This window comes from Streptomyces sp. Ag109_O5-10, assembly GCF_900105755.1.
In the GTDB taxonomy this organism is placed as follows: Bacteria; Actinomycetota; Actinomycetes; order Streptomycetales; family Streptomycetaceae; genus Streptomyces.
Genome location: NZ_FNTQ01000001.1, coordinates 4,336,582 through 4,361,680 on the forward strand (window position 1 = coordinate 4,336,582; position 25,099 = coordinate 4,361,680).

23 protein-coding genes and 3 pseudogenes are annotated in these 25,099 nt (G+C 72.7%); 7 read left to right on the plus strand and 19 right to left on the minus strand.

Annotated elements, in window-relative coordinates; translation table 11 throughout:
* The 5 genes from BLW82_RS19815 to BLW82_RS19835 form a co-directional block, all read right to left on the minus strand.
* Complete coding sequence (locus BLW82_RS19815) at positions 1–1,122, minus strand: alpha/beta hydrolase (RefSeq protein WP_093500307.1); 1,122 nt, start codon at positions 1,120–1,122, stop codon at positions 1–3.
* A gap of 154 nt (positions 1,123–1,276) precedes the next feature.
* Positions 1,277–2,152, minus strand: a complete 876-nt coding sequence (locus tag BLW82_RS19820; RefSeq protein ID WP_093500309.1) for an alpha/beta hydrolase — start codon at positions 2,150–2,152, stop codon at positions 1,277–1,279.
* Between the two features lie 176 nt (positions 2,153–2,328).
* Complete coding sequence (gene kynU, locus BLW82_RS19825) at positions 2,329–3,600, minus strand: kynureninase (RefSeq protein ID WP_093500311.1); 1,272 nt, start codon at positions 3,598–3,600, stop codon at positions 2,329–2,331.
* Entirely contained in the window at positions 3,593–4,435 is an 843-nt protein-coding gene (locus BLW82_RS19830; RefSeq protein ID WP_093500313.1) for a tryptophan 2,3-dioxygenase family protein, read from the minus strand. Before BLW82_RS19830 ends, kynU begins: the two co-directional genes overlap by 8 nt.
* A 143-nt stretch (positions 4,436–4,578) precedes the next feature.
* Complete coding sequence (locus BLW82_RS19835; RefSeq protein WP_143063693.1) at positions 4,579–5,754, minus strand: M23 family metallopeptidase; 1,176 nt, start codon at positions 5,752–5,754, stop codon at positions 4,579–4,581.
* Positions 5,755–5,894: 140 nt separating this feature from the next.
* On the opposite strand from BLW82_RS19835, the gene BLW82_RS19840 reads away from it, so the two are divergent.
* Positions 5,895–6,314: a DUF3151 domain-containing protein gene (locus BLW82_RS19840; protein WP_093500317.1), complete on the plus strand. Its 420-nt coding sequence runs from the start codon at positions 5,895–5,897 to the stop codon at positions 6,312–6,314.
* Positions 6,315–6,333: 19 nt separating this feature from the next.
* Here the strand turns inward: BLW82_RS19840 and BLW82_RS19845 are convergent, their stop codons facing one another.
* The 4 genes from BLW82_RS19845 to BLW82_RS19860 form a co-directional block, all read right to left on the minus strand.
* Positions 6,334–6,753: a hypothetical protein gene (locus BLW82_RS19845; RefSeq protein WP_093508154.1), complete on the minus strand. Its 420-nt coding sequence runs from the start codon at positions 6,751–6,753 to the stop codon at positions 6,334–6,336.
* Positions 6,754–6,949: 196 nt separating this feature from the next.
* Complete coding sequence (locus tag BLW82_RS19850; RefSeq protein WP_093500319.1) at positions 6,950–7,378, minus strand: ATP-binding protein; 429 nt, start codon at positions 7,376–7,378, stop codon at positions 6,950–6,952.
* A 209-nt stretch (positions 7,379–7,587) separates the two neighbouring features.
* Positions 7,588–8,385 carry a zf-HC2 domain-containing protein gene (locus BLW82_RS19855; protein ID WP_093508155.1) on the minus strand — a complete coding sequence of 266 codons (798 nt, stop codon included), beginning with the start codon at positions 8,383–8,385 and terminating at the stop codon, positions 7,588–7,590.
* A gap of 25 nt (positions 8,386–8,410) precedes the next feature.
* Complete coding sequence (locus BLW82_RS19860) at positions 8,411–9,013, minus strand: sigma-70 family RNA polymerase sigma factor (RefSeq protein WP_093500321.1); 603 nt, start codon at positions 9,011–9,013, stop codon at positions 8,411–8,413.
* Between the two features lie 177 nt (positions 9,014–9,190).
* On the opposite strand from BLW82_RS19860, the gene BLW82_RS45530 reads away from it, so the two are divergent.
* From BLW82_RS45530 to BLW82_RS19885, 4 genes and pseudogenes are all read left to right on the plus strand, one after another.
* A complete protein-coding gene (locus BLW82_RS45530) occupies positions 9,191–9,658 on the plus strand; it encodes a cupredoxin domain-containing protein (protein WP_256215881.1) in 468 nt (155 codons plus the stop codon).
* Positions 9,655–10,719 (plus strand): metallophosphoesterase family protein, encoded by a 1,065-nt coding sequence (locus BLW82_RS19870; RefSeq protein ID WP_093500323.1) that lies wholly within the window; start codon positions 9,655–9,657, stop codon positions 10,717–10,719. The genes BLW82_RS45530 and BLW82_RS19870 overlap by 4 nt, the downstream gene beginning before the upstream one ends.
* Positions 10,716–11,393, plus strand: coding sequence for a hypothetical protein (locus tag BLW82_RS45535; protein WP_256215882.1), 678 nt, complete (start codon positions 10,716–10,718; stop codon positions 11,391–11,393). The genes BLW82_RS19870 and BLW82_RS45535 overlap by 4 nt, the downstream gene beginning before the upstream one ends.
* A 235-nt stretch (positions 11,394–11,628) precedes the next feature.
* Positions 11,629–12,528: pseudogene (locus BLW82_RS19885) on the plus strand (IS481 family transposase); the annotation flags it as partial.
* Positions 12,529–12,556: 28 nt separating this feature from the next.
* On the opposite strand, the pseudogene BLW82_RS19890 reads toward BLW82_RS19885, so the two are convergent.
* Positions 12,557–12,859 (minus strand): annotated as a pseudogene (locus BLW82_RS19890) (integrase core domain-containing protein); the annotation flags it as partial.
* Positions 12,860–12,906: 47 nt separating this feature from the next.
* Here BLW82_RS19890 and BLW82_RS19895 point away from each other — a divergent pair.
* Positions 12,907–14,310: an IS30 family transposase gene (locus BLW82_RS19895; RefSeq protein ID WP_093496878.1), complete on the plus strand. Its 1,404-nt coding sequence runs from the start codon at positions 12,907–12,909 to the stop codon at positions 14,308–14,310.
* Between the two features lie 7 nt (positions 14,311–14,317).
* Here BLW82_RS19895 and BLW82_RS19900 read toward each other — a convergent pair.
* From BLW82_RS19900 to BLW82_RS19945, 9 genes and pseudogenes are all read right to left on the minus strand, one after another.
* Positions 14,318–15,222 (minus strand): annotated as a pseudogene (locus tag BLW82_RS19900) (IS3 family transposase); the annotation flags it as partial.
* A gap of 158 nt (positions 15,223–15,380) precedes the next feature.
* Positions 15,381–16,820, minus strand: coding sequence for an MFS transporter (locus tag BLW82_RS19910; protein ID WP_093500331.1), 1,440 nt, complete (start codon positions 16,818–16,820; stop codon positions 15,381–15,383).
* 67 nt (positions 16,821–16,887) lie between these two features.
* Complete coding sequence (fbaA, locus tag BLW82_RS19915; protein WP_093500333.1) at positions 16,888–17,910, minus strand: class II fructose-bisphosphate aldolase; 1,023 nt, start codon at positions 17,908–17,910, stop codon at positions 16,888–16,890.
* 161 nt (positions 17,911–18,071) lie between these two features.
* Positions 18,072–18,620 (minus strand): orotate phosphoribosyltransferase, encoded by a 549-nt coding sequence (gene pyrE / locus BLW82_RS19920; RefSeq protein ID WP_093500335.1) that lies wholly within the window; start codon positions 18,618–18,620, stop codon positions 18,072–18,074.
* Between the two features lie 10 nt (positions 18,621–18,630).
* Positions 18,631–19,419, minus strand: a complete 789-nt coding sequence (locus BLW82_RS19925) for an aldose epimerase family protein (protein WP_093500337.1) — start codon at positions 19,417–19,419, stop codon at positions 18,631–18,633.
* 554 nt (positions 19,420–19,973) lie between these two features.
* A complete protein-coding gene (locus tag BLW82_RS19930; protein WP_093500338.1) occupies positions 19,974–20,729 on the minus strand; it encodes an SRPBCC family protein in 756 nt (251 codons plus the stop codon).
* A gap of 85 nt (positions 20,730–20,814) precedes the next feature.
* Positions 20,815–22,476, minus strand: a complete 1,662-nt coding sequence (locus tag BLW82_RS19935; RefSeq protein ID WP_093500340.1) for a polyamine aminopropyltransferase — start codon at positions 22,474–22,476, stop codon at positions 20,815–20,817.
* A gap of 85 nt (positions 22,477–22,561) precedes the next feature.
* Positions 22,562–23,092, minus strand: coding sequence for a DUF2617 family protein (locus BLW82_RS19940; RefSeq protein WP_093500342.1), 531 nt, complete (start codon positions 23,090–23,092; stop codon positions 22,562–22,564).
* A 330-nt stretch (positions 23,093–23,422) separates the two neighbouring features.
* A complete protein-coding gene (locus tag BLW82_RS19945; protein WP_093500344.1) occupies positions 23,423–23,716 on the minus strand; it encodes a hypothetical protein in 294 nt (97 codons plus the stop codon).
* A gap of 140 nt (positions 23,717–23,856) precedes the next feature.
* On the opposite strand from BLW82_RS19945, the gene BLW82_RS19950 reads away from it, so the two are divergent.
* Positions 23,857–25,047: a pyridoxal phosphate-dependent aminotransferase gene (locus BLW82_RS19950; RefSeq protein WP_093500346.1), complete on the plus strand. Its 1,191-nt coding sequence runs from the start codon at positions 23,857–23,859 to the stop codon at positions 25,045–25,047.
* Positions 25,048–25,099: the final 52 nt, after the last annotated feature.

The window sequence follows — 25,099 nt, forward strand, 5'->3', positions numbered from 1 at the left end:
TTACGCACGGGTGACCTCCGTTGTCTCGCCGAGGACGATCCGGGCGAGGTTGGCCAGGGAGGCCGAGCCCGGGGTGAAGTAACCGCTGTGGCCGCCGGGTCCCGCCGCGAAGACGCGGGCGCCGAAGGACGGGGAGACCGGGTCGGTGCCGAAGCCGACGGTCGTGCCGAACAGGTCGGCGTGGACGTGCGGGACCTCGGCTATCCAGTCGGCCGCTCCCCGGGCCGCCCAGACGCGGGCGGAGGTGTGCAGGGCCGCGGCCGAGCCGGCGCCGGTGCCGGGGCTGCCGACCAGGGCGATGTCGGTGACGCCCAGGCCGGTGACGGCGGGGGCGGCGCGGGCGCAGACCACCGTGCCGTACGAGTGGCAGAGGAGGGCGACGGACGCCGGCCCCGGGGTGGTGAGGCCGCGCAGTTCGCCGATGAACGCGCGCAGGCGCGGGGCCGCTTGGCCGGCCCGGCCCGGGCTGAGGACCGCGGTGCTGATGGTCGCGGGGGTCCGGTAGCCGAGCCAGGCGACGACCGCGGTACGGGTGCCGCCCGGTGCCTCGCGGGTGACGCGCCGGTACAGCGACTCGGCCGCCGTGTGGAAGCGGGCGTAGGTGTCGAGCGTGGTGTCCGAACCGGGGACCAGGACGGCGATGCGCGTCGCGTGCGCCAGATCGCCGAAGACCTCGGTGACCTGGCCGGTCCCGCGGGCGTCGAGGTGGAGCAGGCGACGGGAGGGGGACGCGAGGGCGCGGTCGGCGGAGGCGCGGGAGAGGTCGCCGTCGGCCGCGGCCATGCGGGCGGCCTCGGCCGCGTTCTCACGGTTGGCCTCGTAGACGGTGGCGAGGGCGGCCGGGGTGAGGCGGGCGGGGAGAACAGCGGGCGGCGGGGCGGGAATCCCGGGCCGGGCGGCCGCGGACAGCGGGAGGACCACGGCGGCGGCGAGGAGGGCGGCGAGAGCAGTGCGGCACAGCCTCCCGGGCCGACGCTCCCGTTCCGGCCCGCGCCGCTCCCGCCGACGCCCCTGCTCCGGCCCCTGCCGACGCCCCTGCTCCGGCCCCTGCCGCTCCCGCTGATCCTGTTCCTGGCCCTGCCGCTCCCGCTGATCCTGCCACTCCCCCGTCACCGCCGTCATGGTCGGTCCCCCCGCTCAGTGCGCCCGGCCGCCGGGCTGCTCTGATCGGGAAATTACGGACCGGACCGCGTCGTTCGCGTCCCGCCCGGGAGCTCACCTGGGAAGTAGCTCTCAGGTACTACGGGTATGCAGGGAAACCCTCAGGGTCGGCCCGTCACCAGGCCAGTTGGGCGATCTCCTCCGCGACCACCGCGCAGGCGTCCGCCGCCGGGTCGATGAGGGGGAAGTGGCCGACCTCCTCCAGGAGCGTCAGGCCCACCACCTCACCCGCCTTGGCCGCCGCGTCGGCGTAGGACTCGGCGACCGCCTGCGGGACGACCACGTCCGCGCGTCCCTGGACCAGGGTGGTCGCGATGCCGGTCGGGAGCAGGAGCGCGGGGTCGGCGTACGGCTGACGGTCGGCGAACTTCTCTTCACCGCCGAGGAGTTGCAGGGCCGCGTTGCCGCAGACGTCCAGCTTCTCGGCCATCGCGAAGTCGGCGATCGGGGCCAGGGCCACGACACCCCGCAGGGGCGCGGGACCGGCGGTGCGCCACGTGGCACCCGCCGGGAGGACGTGGCGGGCGGCCGCCCACAGCGCCAGGTGGCCGCCGGCCGAGTGGCCGGTGAGGACCGTACGGCGCAGGTCCGCGCGCGGGACCGCCTCGCGGACCAGGCCGGGCAGGGCGTCCAGCGCCGCCGCCACGTCGTCGAAGGTGTCCGGCCAGCGCCCCGCCACCGGGGCCGCACCACCCTGCGCGGGAAGCATCGTACCGCGCCGGTACTCGACGTTGGCCACCGCGAAACCGCGCCGGGCCAGGTAGTCGGCGAACGGGGTGACGTGGCCGCGGTCGTACGGCGCACGCCACGCGCCCCCGTGCAGGACCACCACCAGCGGGGCCAGCGGATCCTCGGTGCGCGGGGCGTAGAAGTCGATCACCTGGTCGGGATGGTCGCCGTAGGCGGCCGTGGCGTCGGGCGCGACGTGCGGGTGCGAGAAGGCCGACTCCTCCTCGGCGGCGGCCCGGGCTGCTGCGTCGTCGTCCGGCATGCTCCAACCTCTCAGCGACGTAATGATGTTGGCGGACCAGGTGGGGAATACGGCCGTTGGCCGGGACGGTATCAGGCCCGTGACGTGCGCGGACACGCGGATGTCACGCACGGTGAGGATTGCTCGGTTCTGTACCGTCCCGGCCCTTGCCCGGGGATCACTATGTCGGCAAGTCGCTAGGCGAGCGCCGCTCCCGCCGCGTCTCCCGCCACCGTTCCCGGCCCCTCCGCCGAAACCTCCGCCAGCACCTCCGCCAATACCCGCGCCGCCCGTTCCGCGTCCGCGAAGCCGACGTACAGCGGGGTGAAGCCGAAGCGGAGCACGTCCGGGTGCCGGAAGTCGCCGACCACGCCCCGTTCGATCAGCCGTCCCATCACGTCCCCGGCGTCGGAACAGCGCAGCGCGATCTGGCTGCCGCGCTCCTCGTGGGCCACCGGGGTCACGCACTCGACGCGGCCCGCCGGGACGTACGCCTCGACGCACTCCAGGAAGAAGTCCGTCAGGGCGAGGGACTTGGCGCGTACGGCCGCCACCTGCACCCCCTCCCACACCTCCAGCGCCGCCTCCAGGGCGAGCATGGAGAGGATGTCCGGGGTGCCGACGCGACCGCGTACCGCCCCGCCCGCCGGTTCGTACGCCGAGCGCATCCCGAAGGGCTCCGCGTGCGAGTTCCAGCCGGGGAGCGGGGAGTCGAAGCGGTCCTGCAGCTCCCGCCGCACATACAGGTACGCCGGCGCACCCGGGCCGCCGTTCAGGTACTTGTAGGTGCAGCCGACCGCCAGGTCGACCCCGTGCTCGTCGAGGCCCACCGGCAGCGCGCCCGCGCTGTGGCACAGGTCCCAGACGGACACCGCCCCGGCCGCGTGCACCGCGGCGGTGAGGGCGGGCAGGTCGTGGAGGCGCCCGGTGCGGTAGTCGACGTGGTTGAGGAGCACGGCGGCGGTACGGTCGCCGAGCGCCGCCGGGACCTCAGCCGGCGTGAGCGGGCGCAGGATGCAACCCGTCAGCCGGGCCGCCGACTCGGCGATGTAGCCGTCCGTGGGGAAGGTCGTCGCGTCGACCAGGATCTCGTCACGGCCCTCCCCCGCCAGCCGTACCGCACCCACAAGTGCCTTGAACACGTTGACACTCGTCGAGTCGCCGACCACGATCTGGCCGGCCGCCGCGCCGACCAGCGGGGCGATCCGGTCGCCGATCCGCTCCGGCGCCGTCCACCAGCCGCTCTCGTCCCAGGACCGGATCCGCAGCTCGCCCCACTGGCGCCGGACGACGTCCTCGACGCGGCCGGGGACGTGTGCGGGCAGGGCGCCCAGCGAATTGCCGTCCAGGTAGACGGCCTCGTCCAGGACGAAGCGCTCGCGCACCCCGGCCAGTTCGTCCTCGGCGTCCAGCTTCTCCGCCCGCAGGGCCCGCCCGGACAGCTCAGACAGCTCAGACAGCTCAGACATGGGACCTCGCCGTCCACAGCTCCGGGAACACGTTCTTGCGGGCGCGCTTCTCCAGCCAGGCGACCCCGGCCGAGCCGCCGGTGCCCACCTTGGCGCCCATGGCGCGGCGGGTGGCGACCAGGTGGTCGTTGCGCCAGCGCCAGACGAGCTCGGCGACATCCGTCAGGGCCTCGCCGAGGCGGGCCAGGTCGTCGTCCTGGGCGCCGGAGTAGACGGCGGTCCAGGCGGCCTCGACCGCCTCGGAAGGTGTATAGGGCAGTGATATGTCACGTTCCACCGTCAGCGCCTTCGGGATCGGATACCCCCGCCGCCCCAGCACCCGCACCACCTCGTCGTACAGGCTCGGCTCGTGCAGCGCCTTCTCCAGTTCCGCGTGGACCCGCGGCGCGCCGCGGTGCGGGACGAGCATGGACGCGGACTTCTCGCCGAGCAGGAACTCCATCCGCCGGTACATCGCCGACTGGAAACCGGAGCCCTCGCCGAGCGCGGACCGGTAGGAGTTGAACTGGGCCGGGGTGAGCTGGCCGAGCGGCTTCCAGGAGGCGTTCAGCGCCTCCAGCTCGCGGGTGGAACGCTTCAGCGCGGCGATCGCGGCGGGGATGTCGTCGCCGCGCAGTGCCGCCGCGGCCGTCTCCCACTCGTGGACGATGACGGTGAACCACAGCTCCATCACCTGGGTCGTGACCAGGAAGACCATCTCTCCGGGATCGTCGGAGAGGGTGTGCTGGAGGTGGGTGAGCACGTCCGCCTTGACGTAGTCCTCGTACGGCGTCGTGCCGGCGAAGTCGAGATGCGGGGTCTCGGGCTCGTTGGTTTCGAGAGCCTCATGGGACATCGCTGTCTCCTGTAGTACTCCGGGTAGCGGTCCGCCCCTGCCGATGCCGACACGGGGGCCCCGGTCCCCACCAGCATCTTCCGCAACGTAACCCGGATACGGCAAGGCCCGCCCTTCGGGAGCCCCCGTTGGGCGGCCACCGCTCAGCCGCGGACCGTCCGCCCCCGGTACAGCCGTCCGGACACCCCCTCGAACGCCAGGTCGAGCCCGGCCCCGTCGCGTTCCGCGTGCAGGTGCAGGTGGGGCTCGGTGCTGTTGCCGCTGTTGCCGACCTCGCCGAGCAGCTGGCCGGCCCGGACCGTGTCGCCCTCGGACACCGTCACCGAGCCGGGGCGCAGGTGGGCCAGTTTCACGATCTCCCGGCCGGTGTCGAGGAACACGTGGTTGCCGTACGGCGGCTGGTAACGGATCTCGCCCGGGCGCTGGTCGGCGATGCCGTCGGCCACGGAGACCACCGTGCCGTCGCAGGGGGACCGGACCGGCCGCCCGTAGGCGGCGTACGCCGTCGGTTCGCGGCCGGGCCGGGTACGGCTGCCGTACCGGCCGAGCGCGACCAGGTCGAGGGCGGCCCGCTGCTCCGGCACCCGGGCGTGGTGGTTCACCGCCGGGCCGCCGCCCTGTACGACGTACCAGGCGCCCTCCAGCGGGAACCGCAGCGGCCGGGAGAGCGGGGCGGGCCTGCGGTGCAGCCGGGCGGCGGTGACCAGCCACCCGGCGCCCGCGAGCAGCACGAGGCCGACGGCGAGTCCGGACAGGCCGGCTCCGGCCGGCAGCCCCGGCAGCCGCCAGGCCGAGGCGAGGGCGGCCACCGCGCCCGCCTCGACCGCCCGCCTGAGCGCACGGGGCTGCATCGCCGGCGCGCCGCAGCCCTCCAAGAACACGTAGAACGCGGCGAGGGTGGCCAGGCCGGCGGTCCAGGCGGTGCGGTCGCCGGCCGACCAGAGGATCAGGACGTTCCACGCGGCGACCAGGGCGAGGCAGACCGTCCAGGTCAGGTGGGCGGGCAGCCGGAGCCGGGGCGGGGTGTAGCGGGCGCCCTCGATGCGCAGGGCGGTGAGTTCGCCGTCCGGGGCGGCCTGGGCCCAGGCCCGCACCCGGCCCGCGCTGCCGGACACGATCAGCCCGTCCGGGCCGTCCGTGACGGTGCCGAACTCGCCGATCCTGGCGTTCGTGGCGTGCACGATCCGCTCCAGCGCCGGAATCCCGACCGCCGCCGTCACCCGCGGGGCGAGCCGGGGCCACTGCTCCGGGTCCGCGGTGAGGAAGCGGGCCAGGGCATCGGCCTCCGCCGACCGCCCGCCGGGCATCGGATCACGCACGTCTGCTCCCCCCTTGCCGTCACGTCTGCCGTCACGTCTGCCGTCCCGCCTGGCGTCACGTCCGCCGTCGCCCACGGAACGGGCGCTCTGGAAGACGGCGGGACGCGGGGTGAGGTTGTCGGCGGTGGCAGACTTGCGCCATGACGACGCACACGAACCTGCTCGGCGGCCCGGAGCCGACGTATCTGCCGGAGAACGAAGAGGCGTACCGCCTGCTGGGCGAGGAGTCGCTGGCCCCCGTCGAGGTGGCGGCGAAGTTCCCGACCTTCTCGCCGGCCTGGGCGCTGCTCGCCGACGAGGCGTTCGAGCGCGGCGCGGTCGTCGAGTCGTACGCCTACGCGCGCACCGGTTACCACCGCGGTCTTGACGCCCTGCGCCGCGCCGGGTGGAAGGGGCACGGCCCCGTTCCGTGGGAGCACCGGGCCAACCGGGGCTTCCTGCGCTGCCTCGCCGCGCTCGCCCGCGCCGCCGGTGAGATCGGCGAGAAGGACGAGAACGAGCGCTGCTGGCAGTTCCTGAAGGACAGCAGCGCGGAGGCGTACACCGAGCTGCACGGATAGCGGCGGGCAGCAGGGGCGTTCAGGTTCCGGGGCACCCGGCGGCCGTCCAGGCGGCGTACTCCTGGCGGACGTAGAGCCGGTGTCCGGGCCTGGGCGTGATCACGTCGGGGTGGTAGGGGCCGGCCACCAGGTCGGGATGGCGGCGGTCGTACCGGACGAGTTCCCCGGCGGTCTGCGCGGCGGCCGCGGCCGGGCCGGAGCCGCCGCCCTGGGCCATCCGGTCCATGAGGGCCGCCCTGCGCAGCAGCCAGGCCCGTTCGGCGGCCGTCGTGTCGAGGCCGGCCGGGGTGCGGGTGCGGGGCCCGGCCTGACGGCCGTCGCGCTCCGCCCCCAGTGCGAGCAGCCGGTGCATCTCGCGGCGCAGGTCCGGAGCGTTCGCGTAGGCCCGGTGCGCGGGCGGGGCGCAGGTCTCCGTACGGCTGTCCGAGGTGGCGTCCATGGTCATCGCTCCGCCCCTACGCGGGGGCCGGTGCCGCAGCGCCGGCACGGTGCCGCCTCCTGGACCCGGGCCGGTCCCGGGCAGTCGGCGACGGGGCACGGTCTGTGGGTCGCGAGGGGCCACTCGCCGGGTCGCGCGGTGACCGGGTGCCGCGGCTCGCCCGGAACGCCGGCAGCGCCGGTGGCGCCGGGGCCGGTCATGCCGAACACCGCAGGCAGGCGCGGACCTCGCGGCCGCCGCGGGTCTGGTGGACCTCGGTCGACTGGGCGAGGTACTGGACGATGCCGGTGCCGCGGCCGTGCTCGTCGGGAGCCGCGTCGCGGCGCCGGCGCTGCACCGTCGTCCCGGAGTCGGTGACCACGATGTGCAGGGTCCCGTGGTCGAGGGCGAGCGACAGGGTCATGCGCTCACGGCCGTACTGAGCGGCGTTGGCGGCGAGTTCGTCCACGATGAGGACGGCGGAGTCCCGCTCGCTCGCGGGCACGCTCCAGGTCTCCAGCAGATCGGCCGCGAAGTGACGGGCGGCGGGGACGTGCGCCTCCTGCGCGGGCAGGGTCAGCAGCGCCTGGTAGCGGCAGGGCTCGCCGGGCAGTGAACTCGGGCGGGGCGAATCGGTCACGTACATGGTCTTCTGACTCTTCCGTGGAGGTGCGGAGACCGGGATGGGGAGAGACCGCCGACGGCGTCGGGAGGGTCGGTGTACCGGTCCTGCAGTGGCGCGCTCATTCAGTTCCACGGACGGCACATGTCCAGGGGTTCGAGCGTTTCGCGCCTTTTGTGACTTTTTTCGCGAGCCTGGGCACCGGCCTGCGGCAGCGGCACCGCCGGAGCGCCTCACGACCGGATGGTGACCAGTTTCTGGCCGTCGCCCGCGAGGATCTCGAAGTGCTGGATGGCCCCCGGGGACATGTCGACCGCCCCTTGGACCGTGGTACCCGGAGGGTATTCGCCCGCCCGCCAGGTGGCGCCGTCCGCCCTCGTGCCACCGGGCCCGACGGCCTGGAGCCGGCAGGTGATTCCGGCCGGCGCGCCCTTGGCGTGGACCTGGAGGACACTCCCCCAGGCGGAGGGGTAGACCCGCACCGAGGCGGTGACGCCGGTCGTGGGGTCGCTCCCGGAGAAGGTGCGCGAGGCGGTCGGCGCGGTCGCACCGGGCGGTGTCGCCTGGCTGGTCACGGTTCCGACCGTGGCCAGCCAGGTGCCGCCGGCCGCTGCCGCGACGAACGCCAGGGAGGCGGCGGCGCCCGCCAGTTGGAGACGGCGGCTCCTGCGCCGCCGGGCCGCGGCTCGCTGGAGCAGGCTCTCCAGCACCCCCGTCTGCGCCGCCTGGGGCGCCTGCGGTGCCGCCGCGGGCGGCGCGGGCGAGGAGAGTTGTGCGCTCTCGGCCGCCTGGGCCACCAGCCGGTCGGCCAGGTCGCCGTCGGCCGCCGGCAACGTCCGGCCCGCGGCCTCGGCCTCGGCCGCGGTCACCGTCGCCAGCAGCGCGGGCAGTCCCGCCAGCCGGGCGTGTTCGGCCCCGCACTCGTCGCACGCGGCGAGGTGGACCCGCACCCGTTCCATCTCCGCGGGGGGCAGCGTGCCCAGGACGTATCCACCCAGCGCCAGCCGCAGTGCGTCGTGCTCTGCACCCACGGTCACCACCTCCCGCACATCACGGTCACGGCTCGATCCCCCGCTCCTGAAGCGCCAGCCGCAGGGCGTGCAGGGCGTAGTAGGTGCGCGACTTCACGGTGCCCAGCGGAATGCCCAGCACCTGTGCGGCCTCCGCCATGGTCCGCCCCCGGTAGTAGGTCTCCAGCAACACCGCGCGGTGATCCGGGGACAGCGCCCGGAGAGCGTCGGCAACCGCCCAGCTCTGCAGCGCCTGCTCGATCTCGTCCTCGCCCGGCGTCTGCTCCGCGACCCGCTCCAGCGCCTCGCCGCCCGCCTCGGCCGGCCTGGCTTGCCGGGCCCGGTGGGCGTCGATGACCAGGTGCCGGGCCACCGTGCACAGCCAGGCCCGGGCCGGGCCGCGTGCGGGCTCGAACGCGGCGGGGTGCTGCCATGCCCTCAACAGGGTCTCCTGGACCACGTCCTCCGCCCATTGCCGATCTCCCGATGTCAGTCGCAGCACGTAGTGGAACAGGGGTCCTGCGTGCTCCGCGTACAGAGTGCGCAGCAGTTCCTCGTCCGCGGTCGAAAGCGTTCCTCTACCAGAGACACGGCGCGCGGAGCGATCCGGATCGACGCTTGGATCACGCTTTCGGAAACTCCGGGGCATAAGTCGATGATCGCTCACATGGAGTTCTTTGTCCCGTAACGCGGAGCACGGCGCCGACAGCACTCCGTGCCGCCGCGAGGAATTTCCGCAAAAGCGTATATATACCGAACCATCTGACCGCCGCCGTCCGTGGAGCCGGACAAGGACCGACCTACGCGAGCAAAGGACGGATCAGACGTGAACCGCACACACCACCCCCCGGAGTTCCGCGCCCGAGGCCGGCGATCGCGCACCGCGGCCGGGCTCGCCCTGGCCGCCGTCGCCACCGCCGGCACGCTGGGGCTGCTCAGCGCGTGCGGCGGGTCGCCGCACGCCTCGTCGATGCCCACCATGAACATGCCGACCATGAACATGCACGCGAGCCGCCCGAGCACGGGCAGGCCGGTGAGCGGGACCGCCGTCGCGATCAAGAACTTCGCCTTCGCGCCGGCCACGCTGAAGGTGCCGGTGGGTACGACGGTGACCTGGACCAACGAGGACACCGAGGCCCACACCGTCACCAGCACCGGACCGGGCGGTCCGCTGCACTCCGCCGCCCTGGGCACCCACGCCGCCTTCAGCCACACCTTCACCAAGCCCGGCACCTACGCCTACCTCTGCACCATCCATCCGTTCATGACCGCCACCGTGGAGGTGACCCGATGACCGCCTACGACGACTACGACGACTACGGCACTTACGACGCCAACGACGAAGCCGGCGGGCTTCGTGGACCCGGTGAGTCTCGTGAACCCGCCACGGAACACGGCATGACGCGTCGCCAGCTCATGCGGCACGCCGGGTGGTTCGGCGGCGCGGTGGTGCTGACCGTGGCCGGCGGAGAGGTGATCAGCCAGATCGCCGGCTCCCGGGGCTCCGCGGCCGAGGCCGCCACGGGTACGACGGGCGCCGCCGGTGCCACCGACGTCGCCGCGGCGGGCAGCGGCACGCTGCGGTTCGTGCAGGTCTCCGACAGCCACATCGGGTTCCAGGGGCCGGCGAACACGGACGTGGCCGGGTCCTTCACCGAAGCGGTCAACCAGGTCAACTCGCTCGGCTTCAGGCCGGACTTCGTCATGCACAGCGGCGACCTGACCCACCTGTCCATGGCCGGGCAGTTCGACCAGGTCAAGCAGATGATGTCCGGGCTGAGAACGGACCGGGTCTTCACCGTGCCGGGCGAGCACGACTCCATCGGCGACGCGGGCCGCGCCTACCGGCGGGCCTTCGGCGCGGGCACGCTCGGCGACGGCTGGTACAGCTTCGACACCCACGGCGTGCACTTCATCGCCCTGGTCAACACCCTGAGCCTGGAGAAGCTCGGTCACCTCGGCAACGCCCAGATCGACTTCGTCCGCAAGGACCTCGCCGGGCTGTCCTCGGACACGCCCGTCGTGGTCTTCAGCCACATCCCGCTGTTCGCCATGTACCCGAAGTGGGGCTGGAGCACCGACGACGCCCTCAAGGTCATCGCCCTGCTGCGCCGCTTCTCCTCCGTCACCTGCCTCAACGGGCACGTCCACCAGCTGTTCACGAAGACCGAGGGCAACATCACCTTCCACTCCGCCACCACCACCGCCTACCCCTTGCCCAAACCGGGCCGGGCCCCCGCCCCCACCCCCCAGGTCGTCCCCGCCCGGCAGCTCAAGGCCGCGCTCGGCATACGCACCGTCGGCTACCGCCAGGGCGACCGCGAACTGGCCGTCAAGGATGAGAGGCTGGCATGAACCACCGAAGGCTCCTCGTCCCGGCCCTGCGGTGGGCGACCGCCGCAACCCTCGCCGCCGGCGGATACGTCCACGCCCAGCTGTACCTCGACGGGTACCGCTACGTCCACGTCATCGGTCCCCTGTTCCTCCTCCAGGCCGCCGCCTCCTTCGCCCTCGCGGCCCTGCTGGCGGCGGGGACGCCACCCCTGCTGCTGCGGGCCGCCGCAGCCGGCGTCGCACTCGGCGCCCTCGGCGGCTTCGCGGCCTCGCGCACGGTCGGCGTCTTCGGCTTCACCGAGCGCGGTCTGCAGCCCGCGCCGCAGGCCGCCCTCAGCCTGCTCGCCGAGACCGGCACGCTGCTGTTCCTCGCGGCCTGGCAGCTGGCCTCGGCCGCGGGCGGACGGAAGGAGGCAGCTTCCCTGCCCCTGGAACCACGCCCGGGCAGCGCCTGGCCGAGCCCGCGGTTGCGCGAACTGAGGGACACCGTGCGCGTCCTGCTCGGCCTGGACGACGACACCGCCGTCGTCATCCGCCAGCTCAGCCGTGACCCACGGGGCCGCCCGCCGCTGGAAACCGTCGTCGAGGTACTGCCCATGGACGGCGGCGCGGCCCACCGCTGGACCCTCCACCGCCCCGCCGACCAGATCACCGAACACGACCTGCGCACCACCCTGCTCCGCCGCCGGCCGTAGCCTCCAGCCCCTTCCGGCGAGATCCGCTGGGTTCTGCAGCGCCCCCAGGGGCGCTGCAGGAGGAACCGCGCGACCGGCCACAACGCCGCAACGACAGCCGACAGGTCACGGCGCTTCCCAGCGGAGCGTCTAGCTGTACTCGGCCAAGAGGTTGGTAACTCGCGTCGGTAATTGATCAAGAGAAGACCTCCGGGCGTAGTGGAGATGCCTGTCTTCACCACAACCGGAGGTCTTGGTGGCCCACGCTAATGCCCGGCTGACCTTTCACGGCAGATGTCTGCTGGTGCGCCGTGTCGTGTACGACCTGCGTCCGGTGGCGCACGTGGCCAAGGAACTGGGAGTGTCGCGCCAGTGTGCGCACCGGTGGGTAGCCCGTTTCCGGGCCGAGGGCTGGAACGGCCTGCACGACCGCTCCAGCCGCCCCCGCAGCTGCCCGAGGCGTACCCCCGAACACGTCGAGGCCGCAGTGCTCAGTGCACGGCGCGCTCACCGGCGGGGCCCGGACTTCCTCGCCGTGGAAACCGGCGTCCCCGCACGAACCGTCAGCCGCATCCTGCGCCGCCACCAGATCCCTCACCTGGCATCCTGCGACCCGCTGACCGGAGAGCCCATCCGTGCCGAACGCCGCAGCCCCGCGCGCTACGAACGCGCCCGGCCCGGCGAGCTCGTCCACATCGACGTGAAGAAGATCGGACGGATCCCGGACGGCGGAGGATGGCGAGCCCACGGCCGGGAAGCCGGCAAGACCTACGCGCAAAAACAGGCCCGGATCGGCTACGACTACGTCCACGCCGCCGTCGACGACCACTCCCGCCTGGCCTATGCGGAGATCCACGCCGATGAGAAGGCCGACACCTGCGCCGCCTTCCTCACCCGCACCGCCGCGTTCTTCGCCGCCCACGGCATCGACCGCATCGAACGGGTCATCACCGACAACGCCTGGACCTACCGCAAGAGCACCGCATTCCGCCAGGCCGTGGCCGACCTGGGAGCCGATCAACGGTTCATCCGCCCCCACTGCCCCTGGACAAACGGCAAGGTCGAACGCTTCAACCGCACCCTGCAAACCGAATGGGCATACCGCCAGGTCTTCGCCAGCAACACCGAACGCGCCCACGCGCTGGCACCATGGCTGGGCCTTAACCCGGATTCTTGGACACGGGCTATGCGGCTTGGGCCAGGGTAGTTGCTGTCGTGGCGAGTGCCGTCTCGTAGGCGATGGGACTGCGTTGTCCGAGGCGGGAGTGACGGCGTCGGGTGTTGTAGCGGTTGAGCCAGCCGAACGCGTCGAGTCGGGCCTCGCGTTCGCTGGGCCAGGTCTTGCGGCCCTGGAGCGTCTCGCGTTTGAAGGTCGCGTTGAAGGACTCGGCGAGTGCATTGTCCGCGCTGGAGCCGATCGCGCTCATGGACTGGCGGACGCCGGCCTGACGGCAGGCGTCGGCGAAGGCCCGGCTGGTGTACTGGGCGGATTCAACTGGTCGTCGCAACACCTCTGTGAGCTGGAGGTTTGCGAATGGGTGTGGGGAATCGGCAGCGGGCGGCGCGGGAGTATCGCGGGCAGATGCCTTCGCCGGGTCGTCCGAGTGTCGCCTGGCGTGAGGACCGGGTCAGGTTCTGGCAGGCGATCGCGCGGGGGTTGAGCTCGGTGGACGCGGCGGCCGCGATCGAGGTCTCCCCGGCAGTGGGATCACGGTGGTTTCGGCATGCTGGCGGGGTGAATCCGTGTCTTGCCCCGACAGTCTCGGGCCGATACCTGTCGTTCGCCGAGCGGGAGGAGATCGCTCTGCTACGTGCACGAGACGTCGGCGTCCGTGCGATCGCGCGGCGTCTGGGGCGTTCGCCCTCGACGATCTCGCGGGAGCTGCGGCGCAACGCCTCGACTCGGACCTACCACCTGGAGTACCGGGCCTCGCTGGCGCAGTGGCATGCCGAGCGGCGTGCGCAGCGGCCGAAGACCGCGAAGCTGGTGGCCAACCAGCGCCTGCACGACTACGTCCAGGACCGGCTGGCCGGAACCCTCGTCCATGCCGTGGGCGGGAGGACCATTGCGGGTCCGCAGGTGGCGCCGTGGAAAGGCCGGAACAAGCCGAGGCGGCAGGACCGCCTCTGGGCCACAGCGTGGAGCCCGGAGCAGATATCGCAGCGGCTGAAGGCGGACTTCCCCGATGATGAGTCCATGCGCATCTCCCCGGAGGCGATCTACCAGGCTCTTTACGTCCAGGGGCGCGGGGCGCTCAAGCGAGAGCTGGTCGCCTGCCTGCGTACTGGACGGTCACTACGCGTCCCGCGGGAACGCTCCAGGCAGAGCATCCGCGGGCATGTGACCGCCGACGTGCTGATCAGCGAGCGGCCCGCTGAGGCCGAGGACCGGGCCGTCCCGGGCCACTGGGAAGGCGATCTCATCATCGGCACTGGCCGGTCCGCGATCGGCACGCTCGTGGAGCGCAGCACCAGGTTCACGATGCTGCTGCACCTGCCCCGGATGGAAGGCTTCGGCACCGAACCGCGCACCAAGAACGGGCCCGCATTGGCCGGCCGGGGCGCCGAGGCCGTGAAGGACGCGATCACCGCCACGATCACCACGCTGCCCGAACAGCTGCGCAGGTCACTGACCTGGGATCGCGGCACGGAACTGGCCCAGCATGCCCAACTCCGCATCGACAGCGGGCTGCAGGTCTACTTCGCCGACCCCCACAGCCCCTGGCAGCGCGGCACCAATGAGAATACGAATGGCCTGTTGCGCCAGTATTTTCCCAAGGGCACGGACCTGTCCCGCTGGGACGCCGACGAGCTCCAGGCCGTCGCCTTCACCGTCAACAACAGACCCCGCAAAACTCTCGGATGGAAGACACCCGCCGAGGCCCTCAATGAGCACCTACTATCTCTTCAGGTAGCTGGTGTTGCGACGACCGATTGAGTCCAACCTGGGCTCCGTGGTCGGTGTGTATGACCGCTCCAGCGAGGTTGCCGCGGGTGTGTTCGGCGGCGGCCAGGGCGTCGGTGACGAGGCCGGTGCGCATGTGGTCTGCGATGGCCCAGCCGGCCAGGCGACGTGAGGCGAGGTCGATGACGGTGGCCAGATACAGGAACTTCCCGCCGTCCAGCGGGAGATAGGTGATGTCGCCGACGTACTTCGTGTTCGGCTCGCTCGCGGTGAAGTCGCGGCCGATCAGGTCCGGGGCCTTCGCCGCGGCCGGGTCGGCGATCGTGGTGCGGTGCCTGCGCCGCAGCCGCAGTCCTGCCAGGCCGATGCCGCGCATTACCCGAGCGATGCGCTTGTGGTTGACTCGCTCGCCGCGGTCGCGGAGTTCGGCGGTGATCCTGGGAACGCCGTAGGTGCCGCCCGATTCGTGGTGCACGGCTCGTATCCGGGTGGCGAGGTGGGCGTCGGCCGCCTGCCGGGCGGCCCGGTCAGCGGCCGTCCGGCGCCAGTAGTAGAAGCTGGAGCGGGCGATGCCGAGGATGGTGCACAGCCGCTTCACGCCGTAGCGGCGGTGGTGGTCGGCAACGAACTGGAAGCGGTTCACCAGCGCGTCTCCCCGGCGAAATACTTCGCCGCCTTGCGCAGGATCTCGCGTTCTTCCTCCAGCTCGCGGACCTTCTGGCGCAGAGCGGCGTTCTCCGCCTCCAGCGGAGTGGGCGGCTCGGCGGGTACCTCTGCCCGGCGTCCCCGCGGCCGGCTCGCGCCGGCTGCCCGCACCCAGTTCCGCAAGGTCTCGGGGTTGATCCCCAGATCGGCGGCAACCTGCCGGATCGTCGCCTGGGGCCGCGACTGGTACAGCGCGACCGCGTCCGCCTTGAACTGCGGCGGATAGTTCTTCATGACCACGAGATGTCCGTCCTCAGATCCTCAGGATCCAGTGTCTCGTGTGTCCAAGATCAGGGGGCAAGGCCCGCTGACCTTCTACAACACTCGACGCCGACACACCGCGCTCGCAGGCCAGCCCCCGATCAGCCGCCTGTCACCAAAGTCATGACCGAGTACATCTAGCCGCCCTTCGCCTCGATCGGCGGCGCGGTCACGTTCCCGTGGGTGCGGCACTCCGGGCGGACGCAGCCCGGCGCCGGCCGGCGGACCATGGCGAAGGCCAGGGCGGAGCCGACCACCAGGACGCCGGCGCAGACGGGCATGGCCCGGTCGAACGCGGCGTCGAACGCCGAGGGCGACCGGTACGCCTCCGGGCCCATCCCGGCGATGAGCGGCAGCGCCGCCACCGCGATCAGGCTGGCGGCGCGGGCCGCCGCGTTGTTGATGCCGCTGGCGACGCCCGCCCGGGCCGTGTCCACGGAGGCGAGGACCGAGGCGGTGAGCGGGGCCACCAGGGTGACCATGCCGACGCCCTGGACCAGGACCGCCGGGAGGACGTCGGTCAGGTAGTTCGCGTGTTCGCCGACGCGCAGCATCAGGAGCATCGCGGTGGCACACAGCAGCGGGCCCACCGTGAGCGGGATGCGCGGGCCGATGCGGTCGGCCAGGGCACCCGAGCGGGCCGAGAAGAGCAGCATCAAAGCCGTCGTCGGCAGCAGGGCGGTGCCCGCGGCCAGCGCCGAGTAGCCCGCCACCACCTGGAGTTGGAGCGCGGTGAGGAAGAAGTAGCCGCCGAACGCGCCGTACACGCACAGGGTGACGATGTTCAGCGCCGTGAACTGGCGGGACGCGAAGATGTCCAGCGGGAGCATCGGGTCCTGGCGGTGCTTCTCGACGTACACGAAGGCCACGCCGGCCGCGACGCCCGCGACGGCGAGCAGCGAGGTGGTCCCGGCCTCGATCAGCGCGAAGGTCACCAGACCGAGAGCCAGGGCGCCCAGTACCGCGCCGAGGATGTCGAAGCGGCCGTGGGCGCGGCCGTCGGCGGACTCGGGGACGTGCCGCAGCGCGACGGGGACGCAGAGCAGGGCCAGCGGGACGTTGAGGAGGAAGACCCAGCGCCAGCCGGGACCGTCCACCAGCCAGCCGCCGAGGAAGGGCCCCACCGCCGCGCCGATGCCGCCGAAGCCGGACCACAGGCCGACCGCGCGGGCCCGGTCGTCGGGGTGGAAGGAGGCCTGGATGAGGGCCAGGGAGCCTGGGGTGAGCAGGGCGCCGCCGATGCCCTGGAGGGCGCGGGCGCCGATCAGGACGGCGTCGGTCGGGGCCAGGCCGCACATCAGGGAGGCGGCCGCGAACCAGACGACCCCGATCACGAAGACCTTCCGGCGGCCGAACTGGTCGCCGAGCGAGCCGCCGAGCAGGATCAGGCCGGCCAGCGTCAGCATGTACGCGTTGATCGTCCACTGGAGCGCGGACAGGCTCGCGTCCAGGTCGTCGCCGATGCGGGGCAGGGCGACGTTGACGACCGTCGAGTCCAGCAGCGCCATGCTGGAGCCGAGGACCGTGGTGATCAGGATCCACTTGCCCTGGGCTGAGGCGATCCGGACGTCTGGCATGGTTCCAGGTATACAGCGGACCCGGCGCCGTAGACAGACGAGCGCCGGGTCCTGACCGTAATGCGGCTTACTTGATCTTGTTGCCCGCCGAGCGCAGGTTCTGCGCGGCCTCGACGACGCGCGCGGCCATGCCGGCCTCGGCCGACTTGCCCCAGGTGCGCGGGTCGTAGGTCTTCTTGGAGCCGACCTCGCCGTCGACCTTGAGGACGCCGTCGTAGTTCTTGAACATGTGATCGGCGACCGGACGGGTGAAGGCGTACTGGGTGTCGGTGTCGAGGTTCATCTTCACGACGCCGTTCTCCAGCGCGGTCAGGATCTCCTGCTCGGTGGAGCCGGAGCCGCCGTGGAAGACGAAGTCGAACGGCGACTGCTTGCCGAACTTGGCGGCCACGCCGTCGGCCAGCTCCTTCAGCAGGTCGGGGCGGAGCACGACGTTGCCCGGCTTGTACACGCCGTGCACGTTGCCGAAGGAGGCGGCGAGCAGGTAGCGGCCCTTCTCACCGAGGCCCAGCGCCTCGGCGGTGCGGATCGCGTCCTCGACGGTCGTGTAGAGGGAGTCGTTGATCTCGTGGGAGACGCCGTCCTCCTCGCCGCCGGTCGGGGTGATCTCGACCTCGAGGATGATGTTGGCGCGGCGGGCCTGCTCCAGGAGCTCCTGCGCGATGGCCAGGTTGTCGGCGAGGGTCTCGGCGGAGCCGTCCCACATGTGCGACTGGAAGAGCGGGTTGCGGCCGTTCTTCACCCGCTCCTCGGAGATCGCGAGCAGCGGCCGGACGTACGCGTCGAGCTTGTCCTTCGGGCAGTGGTCCGTGTGCAGCGCGACGTTCACCGGGTACTTCTCGGCGACGACGTGCGCGAACTCGGCGAGCGCCACCGCACCGGTGACCATGTCCTTCTTGTACTGGCCGCCCAGGAACTCGGCCCCACCCGTGGAGATCTGGACGATGCCGTCGCTCTCCGCCTCCGCGAAGCCGCGCAGCGCCGCGTGCAGGGTCTGACTTGAGGTGACGTTGATGGCCGGGTAGGCGAACTTGCCTGCCTTCGCCCGGTCGAGCATCTCGTTGTAGACCTCGGGGGTTGCGATGGGCATCTGTCCGCTCCTTGAGTGTGCGGGTCGGCGTACTGCTGGTTTCCTACGGCCCTGACCTAGACCTTGGGGGCGACGTCATCGTCGTCCCCATCTTTCCAGACATGAACCGATGCTCCACGCGCCGGTCAAATCCGGGTCAATCCCAGTCGTCAACCCGCTGTTCAGTCCAGTCCCAGTTCATCCTTCGAGAAGGCGAACAGGTACGGCACCCCGGCGCCCTCCTGGATCTTCTCGGCGGCGCCGGTGGCGCGGTCCACGATGGTGGCGACGGCGACGACCTCGGCGCCGGCCTCGCGCACGGCCTCCACGGCGGTGAGCGGGGAGCCGCCGGTGGTGGAGGTGTCCTCGACGACCAGGACGCGGCGGCCCCTGATCTCCGGGCCCTCGACACGGCGCTGCATGCCGTGCGCCTTCGCCGCCTTGCGGACGACGAAGGCGTCGAGCCGCTCTCCGCGGGCGGCGGCCGCGTGCAGCATGGCGCCGGCCACCGGGTCGGCGCCCATGGTGAGCCCGCCGACGGCGTCGTACTCCAGGTCGGCGGTCAGGTCCAGCAGCACCTGGCCGACCAGCGGGGCGGCCTCGCCGTCGAGGGTGACGCGGCGGAGGTCGACGTAGTAGTCGGCCTCCAGCCCCGACGACAGGGTCACCCTGCCGTGCACCACGGCCTTGTCCTTGATCTGTTGCAGCAGCTCAGCACGTACGTCGCTCATGCCGACCAGCTTAGAGGCGCGTCCACGTCCAGGTGGTCGTGGCTTCCAGCGGCTCCAGGGGCGTGACGAGCCGGGGCAGCGTGTTCAGCCCGTTGGGCGGCCCGGTCTGCGGCTCCACGCAGACGGCCTCCGCCTGCTCGTCGTAGACGACCACCCACTGCTCGCGGCTGGCGACCTTCAGCTCCAGCTGCCCCGGCCAGGTGAGGGTGACGTCGACGCCGTCGGGCATGCCGAAACAGTCGTCCCAGGGGCCGGGCTTCGGGTCGATGCGGTTGCCGGTGGGCAGGTGGTCCGCGCCGCGCTCCTCCTGCCAGGCGGGGGCGAAGTCCACCTGGACGTCCTGGCCGCCGAGGTTCCGGTTGAACCAGGGGTGCCAGCCGATCTGCGCCGGGAAGGAGTCGTCGTACGTCTCCACCGACATCGTCAGCGTCAGGGAGTCCTCGGCGAGTTGCACGACGTGGGTGACGCGGGCGGGGTGCGGCCAGGGGGCGCCGAGTTCGCGCGTGATGACCGCCTCGGCCGCCGAGACGCGCGCGGTGCGCCAGGCGCCGTCGCGAGCGGTGCCGTGGATGGCGTGCGGCGGGGAGTTGAGGGGCATCTGGACGAGGGTGGCGCCGTCGAGGAAACGGCCGTCCCGGATCCGGCCGCACCAGGGAACCATCGGGAAGCAGCCGAAACGGTCGCCCTGCCGGAGGAGTTCGAGGGACCCGACCTCGAGTCCGGCGATCCGGCCGCCGTTGCCGGGGTGCAGGTGCAGGGTGGCGTCGCCTGCGGTCAGCGTGATGTCTTCGTTACTCACGGGACGAGAGTAGTGGGGAGGCCGTGGCGCGCCGGGTTTCGGGTGCGGGTGGGTGGGGGTCAGGGTTCGGCTGCGGGTGGGTGGGGGTCAGGGTTCGGCTGCGGGTGGGTGGGGGCCGGGGTTCGGCTGCGGGCCGGTGGGGGCCGAGGTTCGGCTGCGGGCCGGTGGGGGCCGAGGTTCGGCTGCGGGCCGGTGGGGGCCGAGGTTCGGCTGCGGGCCGGTGGGGGCTGGTCGCGCAGTTCCCCGCGCCCCTTACGGGGGCACTGCCCAGCCGCGTCCTGGATACACGGCTGCCGGCAGGCGGTTCAGCTGCGGGCCGGTGGGGGCTGATCGCGCAGTTCCCCGCGCCCCTTACGGGGCACTGCCCGCGTCCGGCATACACGGCTGCGGATCGGTGGAGGGCTGGTCGCGCAGTTGCCCGGGCCCCTTTCGGGGGACTGCCCAGCCGCGTCTTGGATACGTAGCTGCGGGCAGGCGTGCCGCAGGGCGGCACGGGTGGGCGCGGGGGCACCCGGTTGGCGCCGGTGAGCGTCCCCGCCTCGGCGCCGGCCTGGTCAGCGGCGCCTGCGCAACGCCCTCGTCACCACGATCGCCGACGCGAGTGCCAGTGCCGCCGCGGGTGCGGCCCAGCGCAGGGCCGACGCCCCGGCCACCGTCTGCGGCGCCGGGACCGGCGCGTACCGCCCCCTCGGCGGCGCGTGGTCCACCTCCTCCGCACTGCGGCCGATCATCGTCCGACGCGCGTGTGCCGCTTCGGCGAAGATCTCGGGCAGCGGCTCCACGACCGGCTCGCTCACCGGCTCCTCCACCACTGCGCGCTCCGGCTCCGGCTCCGGTGCCAGGGACGGCGGCGGGACCTCCGTCTCGAAGACCGAGGACGGTTCGGCGGCGGGCGCCTCCCCCAGCCCCTCCGCGAAACGGCTCAGCAGCCTCGTCCCCGCCGCCCGCACCGCCTCCACGGGCAGCTCCGCGACCCGCCCGTCGGCGGTGGCCGTACCGGTCACCGTGACCGTGCAGCCCTCGCCCGTCTCCGCGAGGCGGAAGGTCAGCGCCAGCTTCACCGTGCCGGCGCCGCGGGCCTCGGCGGCGTCACCGTCGACCGCGTACGAACCGTCGTCGTGGGGGCTCACCCGCAGGGAGCCCCGGTAGGTGATCGAGTGGCTGCCGATGCGGACCTTGAGGCGGCCGCTGCCGGGGTCGGCGCCCGCGTCCTGCTGGAGGCCGGGGACCGCCCGGGCGACCCGCGCGGGGTCGGCCAGCGCCTCCCTGAGCCGCGAGGCCGGGGCCGGGACGTACACCTGGTGCTCCATGCCGACTGAGCCTACCCACGAGTCGGTCCAACACACCCTCCCCGGCGCCCGGCACGCTGCGAGCCTCCTTGACCCGCGGGCCCGTTCAGTACCGCGGGTGCACCAGCGTGGACGCCGGCGGCAGCCCGGCCGCCGGTGTCATCAGGGCGTCCCGCTCCAGTCCCTCTTCCGTGAGTGTCCGCGGCCGCGGCCCGTCGGCCGGGAGGCGCAGCGGCGGCGCGCGGCGCCCGGCGGTCGCGAGGATGAAGCCCCAGTCGTGCGGGGCCCTGGACTCGCCGGCCGAGCGGTCGGGGCCCGGAGGGAACCCGGCGTCCTGGCCGAGGACCCGGTAGGGGGTGGCGGCGAGGCCCGCCGCCCGCAGGGTCGCGGCGACCGTCCAGAACGCGTGCGGGCGGGCCTGGACCGGTCCGGCGTGCACGACGAGGCGGCCGCCGGGGGCGAGCGCGCGGCGGATCAGGCCGTAGAACTCCTCGGAGTACAGCTTGGTGCTGGCGGTGATGCCGGGGTCGGGCAGGTCGGCGATGACGACGTCGTAACCGGAGGAGCCGGAGGAGCCGGAGGAACCGGAGCGGGGTGACTCGCGCAGCCAGTGGAAGGCGTCGGCGGTGAACACGTGGACGTGCGGGTCGTCGTAGGCGTGGCCGTTGAGCGCGGACAGGGCGGGGTCGTGGCGGGCGAGGCGGACCAGGCCCGCGTCGAGTTCGACGATGTCGACGCGGTCGACGCCCCGGTGGCGCAGCACCTCGCGCGCGGCCATGCCGTCACCGCCGCCGAGGATCAGCACGTGCGCGTGCGGGCCGGTCATCGCGGGGCGGACGAGGGCTTCGTGGTACCGGCGTTCGTCGCGGCCGCCGACCCGCAGCCGGCCGTCGAGGAAGAGGTCGAGAGGGCGGCCGTGGGTGCCGCCGGTGAGGACGATCTCCTGGACGTCCGTCTGGAGGGCGACGCGGACGTCGGCGCCGTAGACGGCGTGCCGTGCGGCGCGTTCGAAGTCGCCGACGAGGACGGCGGCGGCGGCGAGGAGGCCGAGGACGGTGACGTTCGCGACGAGGAGGGTCCAGCGGGTCCGGCGGGACAGGTCGCGGCGGAACAGGCCGAGGACCAGGGCGCCCCCGGCGACGACGTTGACGGTGCCGGTGAGCAGGGTGCCCGTCAACTGGCCGAGGAAGGGCAGCAGCAGGAACGGGAAGGCGAGGCCGCCGACCAGCGCGCCCACGTAGTCGGCCGCGAACAGGTCGGCGACCGCGCCGCCCGCGTCCTGGCGGCGGATGCGCTGGATGAGCTCCATCAGCAGCGGCACCTCGGCGCCGATGAGCAGTCCGATGGCGAGGGAGAAGGCGACCAGGAGGCAGCGCGGCCCGGCGGCCCACAGGCCGCCCCAGCCGCCGGTCCAGGCGAAGACGGCGTACAGCGCCATGGCGCTGCAGCCGCCGACCAGCGCCAGCGCGGCCTCCACCGCGGCGAACCCCGCCGCCGCGTGCCAGCGCAGCCGTTTCGCGGCGAGGGAGCCGACGCCCATCGCGAAGACCATCACGGACAGCACGACGGATGCCTGGGTGACCGAGTCGCCGATCAGGTACGAGGCGAGGGCGACCAGTTCGAGTTCGTACACCAGTCCGCAGGCCGCGCAGACGAACACGCACGCCAGGACCAGGAAGCGGCCCGTCCCCGGCCGCACGGGCAGCGGCGCGAGGGCGCCCCAGGGCGGCGGTGTGCCGGGCGGGGCGGGTGCGTGCGGATCGATCACTCTGCGACGTTACGTCACTCGCTCGGTACGCTTCGTCACCCACACGTGTGGAACTCCGGACCCTTTGACGCCCCGCTGGTTTATGTCATCCGGCGACCGGTTGGGGCACCGGGACCCGTACGCCGACCCGGGTCCGGGTCGCGACCAGCTGGCCGTCCTGCGGGTACGCGTGCCAGGTCCGCCAGTGCACCTGACCCTCGTGGCGCTGGGCCAGCATCGCCGTGAACGCGTGCGGGCTGCCCGGGAAGACCCCGGCGAGGCCGTGCGGATGCTCGGAGACGAGGGCCAGCAACTCCTGGGCGCGGCCCGCGAAGGAGCCCGGTGACAGCACCTCGACGCGGGCCGCGAACTCGTACTCCCAGTTGCCGTTGCGCTTGGCGACCCCGAGTGGCAGGGGGGTGCTGGACCCCGGGATGCACGCCACCGTCTCCGAACAGCCGCCGCACTCCTCCTCCAGGAGCACCTGGTGGGACGCGCCGAGCAGTCTCAACTGCAGCTTCGCCCCGGTCAGTTCCAGGTCGAGGGTGGCCAGGGCGGGCAGCGGCTCGCGCCCCAGGGCCCAGGCGAGGTCGGCCGCGCGCGTATCGGTGTAGGTGGTGTTCAGGGTCGTGAGCATGGATCGGCTCCGCTAACACGCAAAAGGGGAGGAGTGTGGTCCGGTGCACCTCGGTCGACACCGGGAGATCGGCCCGGCCGGCCCAGCCGGGGGAGGGTGTCGTCAGGACGTCCGAGGTGCTGCTTTGGTGATTTAGAGGGAATCATGAACTGTGGCGCTCCCACAGCGTTTTTACCCAACTTCGTGGGGTTTCCATCCCTCAGAGGGCTCCACAGCTCAACTGTTCAACCAAGTCGTGCGCCCCACTCCTTCCGGCGCACGCCGGGGCGCCCGGCGAGAGCTCCCCCGCTCCACGCCCGGACGCCCCGGTTCCGCGCCGCCCGCGACGGCTCAGCTGCCCCCGCCGCAGCCGCCCCCGCCACCGCAGGACGACCCGCCCCCGCCGCAGGACGACCCGCCGCCGCACGAGGAGTGCCCGCCGCCGCAGGAGTGGCCACCCCCGTGATGACCCCCGTGCGAGGACGACGACCCCGAGTCCCCGGCCCACCAACTGCCGGAGCTGTCGTAGGAGGAGGAGCCGCCCCCGCGGTACGCCCCCTTGCCCCCGCCGCCCCTGCGGACCGCCGACGCGACGATCGCCAGGCAGATGACCGCGGCCACCACCACGATGAAGACGGTGCCCATGGCGTCACCTTCTTTCCGCTCCCCCGAGAGCGACCCCCCGTGGGCGCCCCGGCCGCCGCGAGACCGCGGCGTGAACTGGGGATGCCCGCCCGCCACGGCGGCCAAAGCGGAGTTGAGGAACTCCAGAGCTTGGGCGCAGGATGACCGGCATGACCTCCAGCGAACGCCCGCTCCTGAACCGCCGGCTGGCCGAGTTCGGCACCACGATCTTCGCCGAGATGTCCGCCCTCGCGCTGCGCACCGGCTCCATCAACCTGGGGCAGGGTTTCCCGGACACCGACGGCCCCGAAGAGGTCAGGGAGGCCGCCGTGCGGGCGCTGCGCGCGGGGCACGGCAACCAGTACCCGCCGGGGCCGGGCGTCCCCGAGCTGCGCACCGCGATCGCCGCGCACCAGCGGCGCCGGTACGGCCTGTCGTACGACCCGGACGGCGAGGTGCTGGTCACCGCCGGTGCCACCGAGGCCATCGCGGCCGCCCTGCTGGCCCTGGTGGAGCCCGGGGACGAGGTGATCGCCCTGGAGCCGTACTACGACTCCTACGCGGCGAGCATCGCGATGGCGGGCGGCACCCGGGTCCCGGTCACCCTGCGCCCGGACGCCGGCGCCTTCCGCCTCGACCTCGACGAGCTGCGCGCCGCCGTCACCCCGCGCACCCGGCTGCTCCTGGTCAACACCCCGCACAACCCGACCGGCACGGTCCTCACCCGCGCCGAGCTGACCGCGGTCGCCGAGCTGGCGGTGGAGCGGGACCTGCTGGTGGTGACCGACGAGGTGTACGAGCACCTGGTCTACGACGAGGCCGAACACGTCCCCCTCGCCACCCTCCCCGGCATGCGCGGGCGCACGGTCACCATCGGCTCGGCCGGCAAGACCTTCTCCTTCACCGGCTGGAAGGTCGGCTGGGTGACCGCGACGCCGGAACTGGTCACGGCGGTGCGCTCGGCCAAGCAGTTCCTGACGTACGTCGCCTCCGGGCCCTTCCAGTACGCCGTGGCCGAGGGACTGCGTCTGCCCGACTCATACTTCGCGGACTTCCGCGCGGACATGCTGGCCAAGCGGGACCTGCTCGCGGGCGGCCTGGAGCGGGCGGGCTTCAAGGTCTTCCGCCCTGCCGGTACGTACTTCATCACCACCGACATCCGGCCCCTCGGTGAGAGCGACGGTCTCACCTTCTGCCGTGCACTGCCGGAGCGCTGCGGGGTGGTCGCGATCCCCAACGCGGTCTTCTACGACCACCGCGAGCAGGGTGCGCCATTCGTACGGTTCGCCTTCTGCAAGCGCACGGGAGTGCTGGAGGAGGCCGCCACCCGGCTCAAGACGCTGGCCGGGTGACAGCCGACAGCCGTACCGGCGAGGGTCCCGGCCTGACTCACGCCGCAGCGCG